Origin of the sequence: Bacillus sp. EB106-08-02-XG196 (assembly GCF_013396335.1) — a bacterium.
GTDB lineage: Bacteria > Bacillota > Bacilli > Bacillales > Cytobacillaceae > Neobacillus.
Window position 1 is genome coordinate 176,807 of record NZ_JABWSY010000014.1, and the last position, 14,109, is coordinate 190,915.

At 31.8% G+C, this 14,109-nt stretch carries 12 protein-coding genes and 1 pseudogene; 3 read left to right on the top strand and 10 right to left on the bottom strand.

All coding sequences use genetic code 11. From position 1 onward, the window contains the following. Nucleotides 1–552 precede the first annotated feature (552 nt). Nucleotides 553–951 (top strand): (deoxy)nucleoside triphosphate pyrophosphohydrolase, encoded by a 399-nt coding sequence (locus MLOOGBEN_RS21530; RefSeq protein WP_179160326.1) that lies wholly within the window; start codon nucleotides 553–555, stop codon nucleotides 949–951. A gap of 18 nt (nucleotides 952–969) precedes the next feature. On the opposite strand, the gene MLOOGBEN_RS21535 is transcribed toward MLOOGBEN_RS21530, so the two are convergent. The 7 genes and pseudogenes from MLOOGBEN_RS21535 to MLOOGBEN_RS21555 form a co-directional block, all read right to left on the bottom strand. Further along, on the bottom strand, nucleotides 970–3,783 hold the full coding sequence (locus MLOOGBEN_RS21535) for a DEAD/DEAH box helicase (protein WP_179160327.1): 2,814 nt from the start codon (nucleotides 3,781–3,783) through the stop codon (nucleotides 970–972). A gap of 118 nt (nucleotides 3,784–3,901) precedes the next feature. Next, nucleotides 3,902–4,933 carry a hypothetical protein gene (locus MLOOGBEN_RS21540; protein ID WP_179160328.1) on the bottom strand — a complete coding sequence of 344 codons (1,032 nt, stop codon included), beginning with the start codon at nucleotides 4,931–4,933 and terminating at the stop codon, nucleotides 3,902–3,904. Nucleotides 4,934–4,993: 60 nt separating this feature from the next. After that, nucleotides 4,994–5,260, bottom strand: a pseudogene (locus MLOOGBEN_RS29805) (uracil-DNA glycosylase); the annotation flags it as partial. A gap of 345 nt (nucleotides 5,261–5,605) precedes the next feature. Next, on the bottom strand, nucleotides 5,606–5,857 hold the full coding sequence (locus tag MLOOGBEN_RS28975; RefSeq protein ID WP_218781274.1) for a hypothetical protein: 252 nt from the start codon (nucleotides 5,855–5,857) through the stop codon (nucleotides 5,606–5,608). A 53-nt stretch (nucleotides 5,858–5,910) separates the two neighbouring features. Further along, entirely contained in the window at nucleotides 5,911–6,537 is a 627-nt protein-coding gene (locus tag MLOOGBEN_RS21545; RefSeq protein WP_218781275.1) for a hypothetical protein, read from the bottom strand. Nucleotides 6,538–6,590: 53 nt separating this feature from the next. After that, nucleotides 6,591–6,746 carry a hypothetical protein gene (locus MLOOGBEN_RS21550; RefSeq protein WP_179160330.1) on the bottom strand — a complete coding sequence of 52 codons (156 nt, stop codon included), beginning with the start codon at nucleotides 6,744–6,746 and terminating at the stop codon, nucleotides 6,591–6,593. Nucleotides 6,747–6,783: 37 nt separating this feature from the next. Next, nucleotides 6,784–7,929, bottom strand: a complete 1,146-nt coding sequence (locus MLOOGBEN_RS21555) for a phospholipase D-like domain-containing protein (protein WP_179160331.1) — start codon at nucleotides 7,927–7,929, stop codon at nucleotides 6,784–6,786. A gap of 318 nt (nucleotides 7,930–8,247) precedes the next feature. On the opposite strand from MLOOGBEN_RS21555, the gene MLOOGBEN_RS21560 reads away from it, so the two are divergent. Further along, nucleotides 8,248–8,601 carry a hypothetical protein gene (locus tag MLOOGBEN_RS21560; RefSeq protein ID WP_179160332.1) on the top strand — a complete coding sequence of 118 codons (354 nt, stop codon included), beginning with the start codon at nucleotides 8,248–8,250 and terminating at the stop codon, nucleotides 8,599–8,601. Between the two features lie 27 nt (nucleotides 8,602–8,628). On the opposite strand, the gene MLOOGBEN_RS21565 is transcribed toward MLOOGBEN_RS21560, so the two are convergent. The 3 genes from MLOOGBEN_RS21565 to MLOOGBEN_RS21575 are packed head-to-tail and all read right to left on the bottom strand — an operon-like array spanning nucleotide 8,629 to nucleotide 13,305. Next, nucleotides 8,629–11,229 (bottom strand): AAA family ATPase, encoded by a 2,601-nt coding sequence (locus MLOOGBEN_RS21565; protein ID WP_179160333.1) that lies wholly within the window; start codon nucleotides 11,227–11,229, stop codon nucleotides 8,629–8,631. After that, the gene (locus MLOOGBEN_RS21570) at nucleotides 11,222–11,833 is read right to left on the bottom strand and encodes a hypothetical protein (protein WP_179160334.1); all 612 of its coding nucleotides are present in this window, start codon (nucleotides 11,831–11,833) and stop codon (nucleotides 11,222–11,224) included. The genes MLOOGBEN_RS21565 and MLOOGBEN_RS21570 overlap by 8 nt, the downstream gene beginning before the upstream one ends. Next, entirely contained in the window at nucleotides 11,830–13,305 is a 1,476-nt protein-coding gene (locus tag MLOOGBEN_RS21575; RefSeq protein ID WP_179160335.1) for a hypothetical protein, read from the bottom strand. The genes MLOOGBEN_RS21570 and MLOOGBEN_RS21575 overlap by 4 nt, the downstream gene beginning before the upstream one ends. A gap of 556 nt (nucleotides 13,306–13,861) precedes the next feature. Between MLOOGBEN_RS21575 and MLOOGBEN_RS21580 the strand changes: the two genes are divergently transcribed. Further along, nucleotides 13,862–14,041: a hypothetical protein gene (locus tag MLOOGBEN_RS21580; RefSeq protein WP_179160336.1), complete on the top strand. Its 180-nt coding sequence runs from the start codon at nucleotides 13,862–13,864 to the stop codon at nucleotides 14,039–14,041. Nucleotides 14,042–14,109 lie beyond the last annotated feature (68 nt).

Genomic DNA, 14,109 nt, shown 5'->3' on the forward strand with positions numbered 1-14,109 from the left:
ATCCGTAACGGATAGAACTTTATATAAATGAACACTTATATAATAATTCACTTATATATAGAATTCAAGTAATAGAATGTAAAGATATTGTTAAGAATTAAAAACACCAACGGAAATGATACTGCCAAAACATACATCAGTTAATTGCCAGAAGCACCTTACTAAATCCTTGTTTCTTTGATTTTTAATTTCTTCCATTTTAGCGTAAAAGCTTTCGCATTTGACAGCTAAATTTGTTCATCAAACGTTTGATTAGTTTTCAAGACCTGTTGTACCAAGGCCTCACACCAGTTAATCAAACGTTTGATTAGTTTACCACCCGATTTAATTAAACGTTTGATTAGTTTTCTGAACCATTTTTACCAAGCCTTCCAGCCATTTTGTTAACTTTAGATTAGTTATAGCCTCAAGCAAGGGAAGGTTGTATTAAAATCTGATATTAATAATAGTATTTTGGAATTAGGAGTTTCATTTTCGCCCCTAAATCTGCTAAAAGAATCTAATCGAAAAAAATGATATTATTATGATTATAGATATCATTAGGAGGCTATCATGAAAAAACTTGTAAAAGTAGTTGCTGCAATTATTGAAAATGAAAATAATGAAATCTTATGTGCACTAAGATCACCAGAAATGTCAATTCCGAATATGTGGGAGTTTCCAGGTGGGAAAGTGGAAGCAAATGAAGATATTTACTCAGCACTTGAAAGAGAAATAGATGAGGAATTGGATTGCAAGATTGAAACAGCAACAGGAATTTTCAACGACAACACACATGAATACGAAACATTTATCATTAATTTGATATCAATTAAATGTAAAGTTATCGAAGGTACGCCAACTCCGAGTGAGCATTCAAAGTTAATCTGGTTAAAAAGAGAAAATCTTGAATCTCTCAAGTGGGCACCAGCGGATATTCCAGCAGTGGAACAGTTAATTCAAGAAAAATAGTCTTCTCAAATGAGAAGACTAAACTTTTTTTGTAAACTCTGTATATAAACTTGCCGGCACTTCATTTTCTAATTCCATCCATACCGTAATTGGCTTATCCCCTTCAAATTCAACCGAATTCCCTTTGCCAATATAAATATAGGGCTCCGTCTTACCATCAATCTCTTTATACTTACGAATGAACAAGTGAAGATTGACACCGCGTTGTTTATTAAAAATTATATTTTTCCCTCTTTCAGACTGTTGGGTGGTACTATTTACTGATTGCCATTGGAATTTTAGAGGACTAATAAATTTATCTTTGTAATTAATACTTTCTTTAACATCCTCTTCTTTATGTAAATCAATAAATAGAAAATACTCATTCCCATTTGCTAACAATCCTGACCCTCTAAAGGAACTATGGATTTTACGATAGTTAGAAAGTAAAGCTGCATCCACCATTTGATATTGCTCATAAAGTTTAAAATGTGGAACACCGTAGTACTCTGCCTTAAATTCCTTTTCATATCGGAAAATACCGTAAGTAATAATATCTTCGATAAACTTCCTGTAATCTTCACTTTCCAATAGTTCTTTAAAAACTGGGGACTTAATAAGTCTGCCATCTTTATATTGAACTAACTTCGGCTTATTCTTTATTTGAACACTATCATAATAGTTTTGATTCAAACACTCAAAAGCATGTAGAACACTATCATCATCAACTTCAGTTATCATCTTTAAGATTTGTTTCTTTGCCATTTCTAGATTTATTTCGTCATGTTCAATTAAATAACGAATGATTACAAACTCATAAATTCGCTTAAGTGGAAGCTTGCTTGACAGTTCTTTTAAAGTCCCTTCAAACGCCTCATTTTGTAAAAGCTCTTTTAAATAATCATCCTTCTCCACCTTGGCAACAAATTGTATGTATGTTTTTTCCCGATCAATGAATTTAATAGGATCAGGAGCTCCATCATATTTCAAATAATCCAATAGTAAGAATGGTATCCGGCCTTGATTGAGTTTCTTAAATTCAAAGTACTCTTCCTTAAGGTACTTCATCGAATTAAAGTTTTCACTATCAATCTGAGTCAATATTCTCTCCTGGGTTATTTTATCCATTTGGATATGTGTACACCCAGGTATATTAGCAAATCCTGTTGCAACTGCTACCTTCAAACTTTCCTTATCATAATAACGACTTCCGTTTAATGCTAGTGCTATTAGGAATGTTTTGTTATGGTTTCCAATAAAATCAAGAACAGTCAAGAAAGTCTTTTCTGCATGCTTACGTAATCCCCTACCAAGTTGCTGAATAAATACAATGGGTGAATTAGTTGGCCTTAACATTAGTACTGTATTAACAGAAGGAATATCAACACCTTCATTAAAGATATCAACTGTAAAGATGAATTCTAGTTGGTCATGGTCATTTTCTAATTGATTAATAAAACGTCCACGTGTTTCGGGTGAATCTCCACCGTGTAAGCAAACGCTTTGATAACCCCTTTTATTAAATTCACTAGCCATATACTGAGCATGTTCGATACTGGCGCAGAAACCTAGGCCCTTCCTTTTTTCACCGTCATGACCATAGAAATCCATCTTCTCAATAATAAAATCAACGCGTTCGTTAACCTTTAACCTTTTTGTGATTTCAGAAATATCATCAATGTTCACATCACTCAAATCTATACCTTCAATATCTGTAATTCCAAAGTAGTGAAAAGGAATAACTAGCTCGTCCTCAAGCGCCTCATGCAAGCGGACCTCGATTGCCACATTATTATCAAAAAGGTCAAAGACATTATAACCGTCACTGCGCTCTGGCGTCGCAGTCATCCCTAAAGTGAATTTAGGTTCAAAGTAGTCCAATACAGCTTGATAAGTCGGGCTAGTTGCATGATGCGCTTCATCAATGACCATATATTCAAATTCATCTCTTTTAAATTCATGAAAACATTTAGATATGGTTTGAATGGTAGCAAATACATAATCCACATTTTTTTGTTTATGGTTACCTGTAAGCAGACCAAAGGTTATCCCCTCATTTGGTAATAGAAGTTCAAAGGTTTCCTTGGCCTTTTTCAAGATTTCTTCTCTATGAACAATAAATAGAAGTCTCTTGGGTTTAAAGCTTTTCACATCGAATGCAGACATATAGGTTTTACCCGTACCGGTTGCTGCAATGACTAGTGCCTTTTTCTCCCCAAAATTCCTCAGTCTCTCTAAATTCTCTGTTGCTCGTCTTTGCATTCTATTTGGGACAATGTATTTTTTATTTTCATAAATCAAGCTTCGTGATTGCTTTGTATCCTTAAAGCTCTTAAGAAATTCTTCATATCTATTAATAAAGTCTTGATCTGCAACCTCACTCATATTCCAAAGATAATCATATTCCTTTAAAACATCCTGGATAAATCGGCCATTCTCTTTAGTGATTATTTCTACATTCCATTCGATGTTGCTTTTCAATGCACTTTGGGTAATATTCGAGGAACCAATAATCACCTTATAGCTATCACTATACTCAAAAATGTATGCCTTCGTATGGAACCCGATCTCTTTATCCGTAACAAAAACCTTTAAATCCACATTATTAAACTCTTTAATCTTTTCCAATGCCTTTGCATCAGTGAAATTAAGATAAGTGGAAGTAATGATTTTTCCTTTGACTCCCTTTTCTTCAGCTTCCTTTAAAGGATCAAGTAAAAGTTGCAGCCCGCTATAGTTAATAAAAGCAACGCTAAAATAAAAACGCTCACACTCGTTCATGGATCTCACTAATTCTCTTAATAAATTCCCTTTATCGGAATTCACAATTAACTTCTTTTCGACCGTATCCATCGATTTTCCCCTGACTGTATAATTAACACCCAACTACTTAATGTAAGTATTTGGATATATTAAAATTGTACAATATATGGGAAGAAATAAAAAGATCCTCTATCCAGGATGAATACATTTATAAATAATACCTAACAAGCTTAGTTGAACTCGCTCCACTTGGTGTATCGTGAATAATTTCAAAACGAAATACTCCCAGTGAAACCATAGCGTTCGTGACTGCAGGCATTCGATTCTCTAATTTAAGACTTTTATGATTTTCCCCCGACTTTAAATCTATTGAAGTGAATCCATCCGCCTTTGCTTGATTTAATCTACCAATTATATATTCTCTAATTTTATCCGTTAATCCAGGATTTTTTACCGACCTTTGCATGTTTATCGATCCTCCTATCAATTGGTTTTTCCTATTATTAGAGAAGTTGATTGCAAATTCTTTGATTCTTTTTATTTCATCGGAACCCTCATCTGCATTTTCTAACAGATATCCCACCTGCCAAAAATACATATCAATTAGTTTCATTGGTGGGTAGAACGTTCCGTCTCGCTTAAAGGAATGTTGACTTTTTTCAAAGTCTTCCTTATTCTGATTGTAAAAATCAACTAACTCTATTAGAGCAGCTTCAGTAAATTGCTGGTTGATGCCATGCAGCTTTAACCCATCCCTTAAATACCTGTCATATGCAGGTACGTTTCCATACACACCTAGTAAAATTTTAGAAGCTAACGTATCTGTAACCGTAATAGTTTTATCTTGACCATTGATTTGAGATATATTTTTTATGTATGCATTGGACGTTTCATTTATCAAAGTATCAATACCTTCAACACTCATCTTATTTATACTTCTTTGGGATTTACTATCGAAGTACTTATGATATTGAGGATTCCTAACAACATCCTTTAAAAAGTATTCATGGATTCGATAATCCTTTTGTAGTAAAAATGATCCCCCTCGTAGCATTCCAAAACTTGCGAGATAAAATGCCAAATGGAGACAGCCATGATCAATAGTTGTATCATCGTCTATTGCTTTATAATTGTTATAGAAAAAATTAAAACAATGTTCCCAGGACTTAAACCTATGATGTTTATCCAACATCGATAGTTTATGATATTTGGAAGTAACTTCAAAAATCATATTCTTCACCTCTTTCTAACTCCTTCATCAAAAGACTTCTTCTTTATTTGCTTCCTGCATTACCTTTACCTATAGATTATTTATTTGCCAATCAATCTCCATACTCCCAATCTCCCTCAAAAACTGGTTAACTTTAGAAAATGGCCGGCTGCCATAGAAGCCATTATGGGCAGATAATGGGCTTGGGTTAGGAGATTTAATAATAAAGTGATGGGATCCGGTAATCAATTGTTGCTTTTGCTTTGCGAAATTACCCCACAGGATGAAAATGACAGGTGTCTCCCTTTAATTCAATATTTCTATAACTCTATTGGTAAATAACTCCCAACCGAGACCTTATTTACAACTTTTTTTGCTCTATTTATGATAAGGTTCACCGTAGTTATTTAAGAGGCAAAAAATAAGGCATTGGAATACATTATCCAATGCCTTATTAGGTCATATTAATTTTATACTCACCTACAAATTACCAGTAATAACAATTATTCCTTACTATTCTAATATTCAAAGATTAAATCTTCTTTTATTGTATCTTTCTAATCAATTAGCTCTGTCATAGGAGCCTCACTAAAAAAGGATTTCCTAAATTATTGTAGTTTTTTGTTCTAAGTCTTCATACTTGATAGAGTACTTCTTAGTAAAAGTATCCACTATATTAAAATCACTCTTATTAAAATTGAATTATGCATAGTTCGTATACTTACCATTTTCTTGATGAACACCTGTGTATCTTACACCGTGATAACCAATTTCCACACAACAGTCTCGAATAAAATTTGGTAGTAAATAAACTTCTTTAAACTGTTTTGTATCCATATTTTTTTCATCGAAAAACCCCTGAAATTCATGAAAGAAATCCATATTGAGTAAAGTCAACTCACTTTTATTCTTAAATGTCCCAACATCAATCACTTCATCATAGGTAGGGTGCAATTCGAGTTGAAGAACTTTTGGGTCATCCGTGCAATATAATACTGATGTCCTAATTAAATTGTACCTCCCATGTGAAGCCCTGCCTTGTGGTGGGTTCCAAAGACCCTCCTTATCATAAACTTTGGTATCAACTTTTCTCGTTCTACCTCTATAAAGGAATTATTCTTAATAAGTGTAATAAAATCTTTCTCTTTATAGTGACTTTTCAAAACCATGTAGATTTTTTGTCCAACAAGATTATTAAAAGCAAGGATTGGAAATTTGATTAGATAATCCCTAAAATCTGCCAAGTCCGACTTGCTTAATTGGGTATCATACAGTTCGGAAAATTCCGAAAACCACTCATAACCTAGCCCCCAAAAATGATCGATTTCCGCTTGAGAATACACTTCATCATCAAGCTCAAATATCCCCCCATCAGGATTGTGTTTTGGGTGGGCTTCTTCCTTCCCATAACGCCATTTCTGACATTGAAGCAACTTGGTCATCTCTTGATGGAGTTCCTCAGGTATACCATTATCATATAGAAACTCCTCTACGCTCATTCCTACGTTTTTACTTATTTGCTCGTCTGCATCTTCACCTTTGTTAAAAGCGTATATATAATGGTCCATTTCTTGACCTTCGTAATTAAAACACCCTTTAATTTCACTTGAAATTAATTCTCCCACTTCAGACAACGAGTCACTTACTTCATTGAAGTAGACTGCTGAAATATACCCATCTCCCTCGTCTATTGTTGCTTACAAATGAGACATTCGTATTCATCATCTGGATCTACTTCCTCTTCCATTGTTTCTAATTCAAGATTATCTATTTTAAATCTTCTTAGTAGATCATTTATGATTTCAACACATTGTTTACAAATTGCCTCTCCAATGTTCGTCACTTTTCTACCAGCTTCTTAAGGTCACAGTGTTAATTGCCTAAATATTTTCGCTCTTTTCTCCTGTATTGTTTATTTTGTGTTGGTTTTCGTACCGTATAACTTCACTAAGTGCTTCTTTCTTTAAATCTAACTCTGCTGTTAATTTTTGAATAATCTGTGGTATATCAGCTAAACTTGTCTCAATTTCCTTTGCTTTATCTTCTATCTTTTCAAACATAGCTTCTCTTTCTTCTCGTATTTTTTCTTCTGCTAATTCAAATGCAGCTTCACGATCTTCTGGTTCGCCCGTATGATATAAATCAAATTCTTCAGCGATTCTTGAAACATCTAATTTAAAAGTAACAATCTCAGCAAGATGTTGATTTAGAAACTGAATCTTATCTGAAAGCAAAGACAAATACTGACTAATAGGTGTCATATCCACTTTATCTTCAAAATCTTTCACTACCTCAAAAATTAGCTCCTCAATTCCATACCAAAGATTTTGGAAGGTATCCCATTTCTCTTCTGAGATAGAACCGTGAAATGAATCCATAATTTTGATATCACCTTTATAGCCGACCTCCATCCAAGTAAATAATGAATCGTCGAATTCCTTTACTAGGATTTCTGCGTCTTGCAAGTTCTCCTTCATGAATTCATTAACAATATTATAGTAAGAAGTACTATATCTAATGGAATCACTTATAACTTCTTCGACTAATACATTATTTATTCTAGCAACAATTGCTTTGTCATGTATAATGACTCCCGCCTCAAAATTACTTCTACTTTCATCCGAGAAATTTGCTGATCCAATATAAGCAATATTATTAGTAGAGATGATTTTAGCATGATTATTAAAATTAAAATAAGTAAAAACGTCACACTTGAAACCCACTGGATTAAGGACACTGCAATAGTGTTCAATATTCTCAAGTGCTTTCTGTGCAGGGGTTTTATATACTTTCCTCTTTGGCACATAATAGGTTTCAAACCGACCTGGAATATTTGTAACAACATTTAAGGTAACATCTTCATTTAACTTTTTTAAACTATCTATAAGTTGAGAATCGTTCTGGGAGATGTTGTATGTAACAACATTGACGTGTGTTGCATGTTTAAAGTCATCGAGAACTGCTTGATAACCTATTTCATTTTTACTAAGATTCAATACTCCGTTGTTAATTGTTAACTCCTTCATTTCCCCAAAACCCCTTTTGCATGTTTTCTCACAATTAAATAATATTCCAAATAATATTACCATAATAAGGATTATAGATATACTTTCTTGTATTAAACAAGACTTTCAAACTTATATCTTGATACTTGAATTGTTAGTCTTCTGAACATAAAAAATTGAAACTGTTTCACAAAAAATATAAATCCCGATTACAATTTTCTTGCCATCTCTGACCTTTTTTCAAATTGTCTTGCATATACGTAGGATTAGAAAGTAATCGTAATGTTAATAATTGGAAGTGGGTTATCTAAAATTGATTATTAACAAAGGGAGGATAAAATGGGGATTTTGTGGGAGACCATGACCACTAGTGAAAAAGATTTATTTATTGCAAAAGATGTTCTTGAGTTCAAATGTTTTACTAGAGATGGAGGAACTGATTGGTACAATGGACAATATTCACTGGGACACTGGAGATATAGCACCCGTTTAGAAGATGCACTAGATATGTTCAAGAGGGTTATGGGTGAAGACAGACACGCCCATATTATTATGGGAAGAGACAAGTATGAGTGTCATGTCATCAGAGAAGGTCTAGAGTCAATAATGGTGAATTTAACTAGTAACTCACTTCAAGATTTATTTTGTCTTATTGCCATACATCTTAAAGGAAATACAGTACAAACAAAATAAAAAAACGTGTCAAAATGACACGTTTTTTTAAGCAAGCACTTTTGCATCACCATACCCAGTAAAGTGGATATGAGTATAATTAACACCAAAACTTTTCATTTTGTGAGTGATTAATCTTTCTAAGTTTTCGTCACATGTAGTAAAGAATAATTGGTCTATAAACCTATTATTTTTGTTTGATTCAGAGAGTTCCGTACGAAGAAGATCAACAAATGATAATATATTTAAGTCATCCATAGTCTGGATTGGATCATCTAAAAAGAAGCACTTAAATAAGTTTTCTTTTTGCCCCATTGATACAGTTATAAAGATGGCTAATGCCATGACAGATAGTTGTCCAGCACTTAGGATATTTGTAGCTGATATTTCTTCATCATTAATATTTGCATTTAAACTTGCCATTTGATTGGTTTTACCATCGATTAATAAATTTATATCTTGAATATTGGTGTGTCTGTTTATACGTCTATATATCTTTTGAAGAGGGACTTTTATGTCTTCCACCATTTTCTTGTCCCACTGATTTCTAATATTCTTCATCTTTGTTAATATTTGTTTTAGCTTCTTCAATTCACCCATTTTTTGAAGGTATTCCTTTTCACTTGCTTTATAACTACTCTCTAATATTTGTAATTGATTTCTTTTTGACCTTAGGTTTTTATCAGTCTCTATTCGGAGTATCCACAAATCTAAGTAAGAGATTTTACTTATTATATCTACATGATTGATTTCTTCTATCGGTATAATAATTGGGTATCCCTCTTTTAATTTTTGATACGAATTGATAAACATATGTATATAATTAATTTTCCTACTAATATCTAACGCCTTATAATCGATCTTCTTCAGAACTTTATTGTTTTTATCCAGCATTCCAAACAGCTCTTGGTCTTCATTTATTAAATTACTAAGGAAGGTTTCTTCAAATGCTATAAATTCATCTGTCTTAATTAATTCATTCTCTAGGAGACGTTTTTTTTCTTCTACAATTTCCTCATTAATTTTCTGGAAATCTAACTTTAAATGAATACAATTATTCTTAAATTCATTTGTAACATTAAAACTTTTTAACAAATTATCTAAGTTATTAATATTTGTCCCTATAAAATCCTTTATATAATCAAAAAACGTTTGGTAGATTGAATGTAAACTTTGCTGATATCTATCTACTGTTAATTGAAGTTCATTCCGTTTGTTATCAATTTCACCTAATATATCTTTAGCAACTCTAGATAGTTCAACATCTTTATCTGAAAACTTTTCGTTGCTCCCACATAATGGGCATTTCTTGTTCCCTTCATTTCTATGACTTTCAAATCCTACTTTATTATCAACTAAAACTCTTAATGATTTTAACTGTTCATCAGCTGTATTAAATCCCTTTAATTGTGAATCAAGTGTATGATATTCCTTTAACCTAATGTCTATTGATTGAAATTTTTGAAACCGTTCTGTGTCTATTCCCTTTATTTTCGAACTTATATCTTTAAGGATTTTTATCCCGTCTATTGATGGTTTTGAGACATTTGATAGTTCTCTTTGATGTAATAGATATGCCTGTTTCTCTTCTACAATATCATTTGAATCTTTCCCTTGTATACTCTTTATATCCACCTTATTTACCTGATATGGTTGATAGATTCTTGATATAAATTCGTCATATCGGTTCAGTTTATCTAAGTATGTTTTTAACTGGTTAGCAACCTTAAACCCACTATGTTTTTCTTGCAATATTTTTATATTTTGAATATAGGTTTTTTGCCTTTTTAATTTAATTACTTTTTCCTCAAAATTCTCGTCTGATTCAATGATTGAGATAGGTTTTATCTCATCCTCATAATATTTTTGTATAGGGTAAATTTGTGGCTTAATATCGTTACTTACATTATTTTGTTCAGCTTGAAGTAGATCATTTAATTCTTTAAAAGCTTCATCATATTTTTCTTTTTTCTTTTCGAAATCGATTATTAACTCAGCCTTTACTTTTGTTTCTACTTGCTCAATAATCCCTTTGTGTTTTTTATCTTTCTTATCTCCATCTAAATTATTAATAATCTTCTCGATGTCTTTTGTTCCACCAAAGAAAGAAGAAAATAAATGATAAATATTTTCTCGACTTTTTTCATAAATTCGTAAATTCTTCTCATAGGAGCATGTATAGCGTTCATAAAAATCCTTTGCAATTGGCTCATCTAAAACATAGTCAATGGTTTTCAGTTGAGTAATTTCTTCATCATTAATATAAAAATCACTATTCTCGGTGTCAAAAGCTAGACTTTCATCAGTAGAATTAAATATTCTCTTAACCTTATAATCTGCACCTTTATAAATAAATTCTATTTTCACCACAACATCTCCATTTTGTCCGTTATGGCGAATTAAACCTTTTTTCACTTTTAAATTTCTTTTTTCATTTCTTGCATCATAATCTTCTTTTAACCTATGAATTGTTCCTGTAAAACACCATTCGAAAGCATCTAATAAAGAAGTCTTTCCGTATCCATTCGAGCCACTTAATAGAATTAATCCACTATTATCTTTATTTCCATTAAAAAATGTAAATGTCTTTTCCTCATATCCTCTAAAATTTTTTATATAAATTTCTTTAATTAAAAATCCTTTACTCATTTTGTGCCTCCCCTGCATTTAGAGACATTAAAATATTGTTTAATGTATCATCATCAATTGTATCCTTTAAAAGTGCATTATAAAGACTTTCATTCACCACTTCTTTGACCTTCATAGTTAAGGAATTAATTTGAGTTTGTTTTAAGGTAAGATGAACATCCAAAGGAAACGATGGTAAAATTGACAGCTCATTTTCAAAATTATCACTTGATGTGTTTAAAAAAATCTTCCTAGATGTATACTTACTCCTCTCATAACCTAGCATTTTATTAAACTCTTTTTGATTTTTTTTGGTTTCAAACGGACAAAGTAGAACTAGGTTAATATTATATTTAATAGGATCCCTATTTGATAGAAATTGAATAAAGGTTAAAATTTTATTATCTATTTCCTCTAATTCTTTAGAAGTAAATAGATTTTCTTTCTCTTCTATGATGTAAACCTCATTATTATTAGCACTTACAAATACATGTTTAAATGGTAAAATTATTACATCCTTGCTTTCTCTTTTACCTTCTTTATTTATATATGAACTATTTTTAATATAAGTTTTCTCGTAATAACCATTATTAATGAAATGTTTGATTACATCATTTAACTTCACTCTTCTTGATCCCCTTTAACATGGCATTTATCTTTAAAGATATTATTTACATTACTGCAATCCCATAATCTCTCTGTGGCGAGGCAACCTAGACACTGAATGTGAAAATGCTCATCCCCAGGTTGGGCATAGATATGCCTATATACTTCTTCTGGCGGTGAGGTAAAATCTACTTCATAACTTAGGGCTTTTGATGAACTGATTTCGTCAATGTTATGGTGCTTTACATACCAAACATCCGGTCTAAGCGATGTTTCTTTTAATCTTGGTAACATATATGACATTGACGTAAATACATCACTATTGAAGCTCCCTATTAAAACCCCGCTTCCTCTCTGTTCATCAGGATAGGTAAATAACCATCCATTATCATTTATATCAAACCACTCATCCAATCTTACTTCTTTACCTGACTCTAGGTAATAAAAAAGTATCTTAGCCAAATTAGCCATGGTCTGCTTGATTGAGTTGCTTGCTTCTAAAAAGCATTCATACTCTATAATTGAATCCATAACTATTTCCTGACTAAAATCATTTGGGGTAACTGTCTGCAAAAATGAGTATCTATAATCAGCAGTCTCAAACTTCTCTTCTATAAACGGAATAATGACTTTTACGTAAATTTCAGAATAAGATTCTTTGATTTCATTTGAATAAAAAGGATGGATGTTTCTAATATTTTCATTTACGAGCACATTAATAATTCCTTTAACATAATCAATGATTTTGAGTTTATAGAAATCTCTCGGCACTTCAACCTCATTTACAAAATAAGAGTTTAATGATTCAAGAGTAAATCCTATTTCATTCCCGCTATCTTGAATAAGTTTACTTACTGCTGAAGCATAAAGACGATCTGGGGTGTGACTTGGTTGTAGCATTTGATAACGTCTTGACAATTCATGTTTTAATTTATTTGTAATAGCAGCATGATTCTCAGTCTTTTCGAAAGTAGTTAGTTTTGAAAATTTGATTCTGTTTTCGATACTATCCAACCCTATATCTTTAATAGTGTTGATAATACTTTCAAGCTTCTTATTCTCGGAATTCATAGCAGCTTCTAGAACTTTATTTATCGATTTTACAGGGGACATATCGTAAAAGAATATTGCTGCTTTTAGTTCTATTTTATCCTCTTCTTTTTCAAGGAATTTTAAATAAGTAAAATATAACCTTAACACAGCACCGTAATATGTAGAGTTCGATGTTTGGGAATCGTGATGTTTCATCTGAGCAAGCCGAATAAACCCTCTCCCATTACTTTCGTAATACTTCACATAATCTTCTATTGTCTCTACTTTATAAATTGCATTACAAGGATTATCCTTAAATGGATCTTGTTCCGTACCATCGTATAGAATATGTAATAATGTCAGCTCAAATTGATAAAAGTAACCGCTTATTGATCTGAAAGCATCTCTATCTATATTTAACTCATGTAAATCATTAACTGCTCTATCTATGTTGATCAATACCTTTCATACCTCCCTCTATCAATCTATTAATTCAATTTTACAATATGTGACAAAAAGAAACAATTTCCAAACCAAAATATTCCATTATAAAGATAATTTCGATTTTCATCATGTATAAAAAAAATACACTTATCCCAATTTGGGTGATCTTTAGTAAACCAGAATCAATAAACTTATTCTCCAGTTTCTTTGAATCCATTTTTAATAATTAAGTTGTTTCAATTGTAGTGAAGCCTTTTGACTTGTTTACCTCAGCTTGTATTCTAAAAGACTTAAAAAAACTCTTCTTATTATAAGCATATTGATCTAACACTCGAAGAAAAACAGGTAAATGTAAAGTTGGTATAGTTAATAACTCATATGTATATGCAAACGAAATAGATAATTCTTTGAGGCTTAATTTTTTTGATTTATGACTAAAGGTAAATAGTCTCACTCCTTCTAGGACCAAAGTCCTGCGTATTAATTCAATAACATTTTTCATTTGCGTATTTTGGTGGTGTTGTTTTAAGTTAATAAGCTACTTAGAATAAAGAGTAAGGAGAGTGAATTTATGAAAAAAGAAGACATCTTTTATCTTGCAGAGAAAAATGGAGTGGAACTAACTGATAGTCAATTTAGAAGATATGTGCGATACGGTCTTATTTCTTCAGAAAGAAGTAGTGAAGGGAAAGGGAAAGGTGTTAAAGGGTATTATCCTCTTAACTCTCTCGAAATAATTACTTGTTATTGATTTATTATATAGTCCAGAAATTGACGATATTAGGTGTCCGTATTTTGACGGAATATCTGTCCAAAATT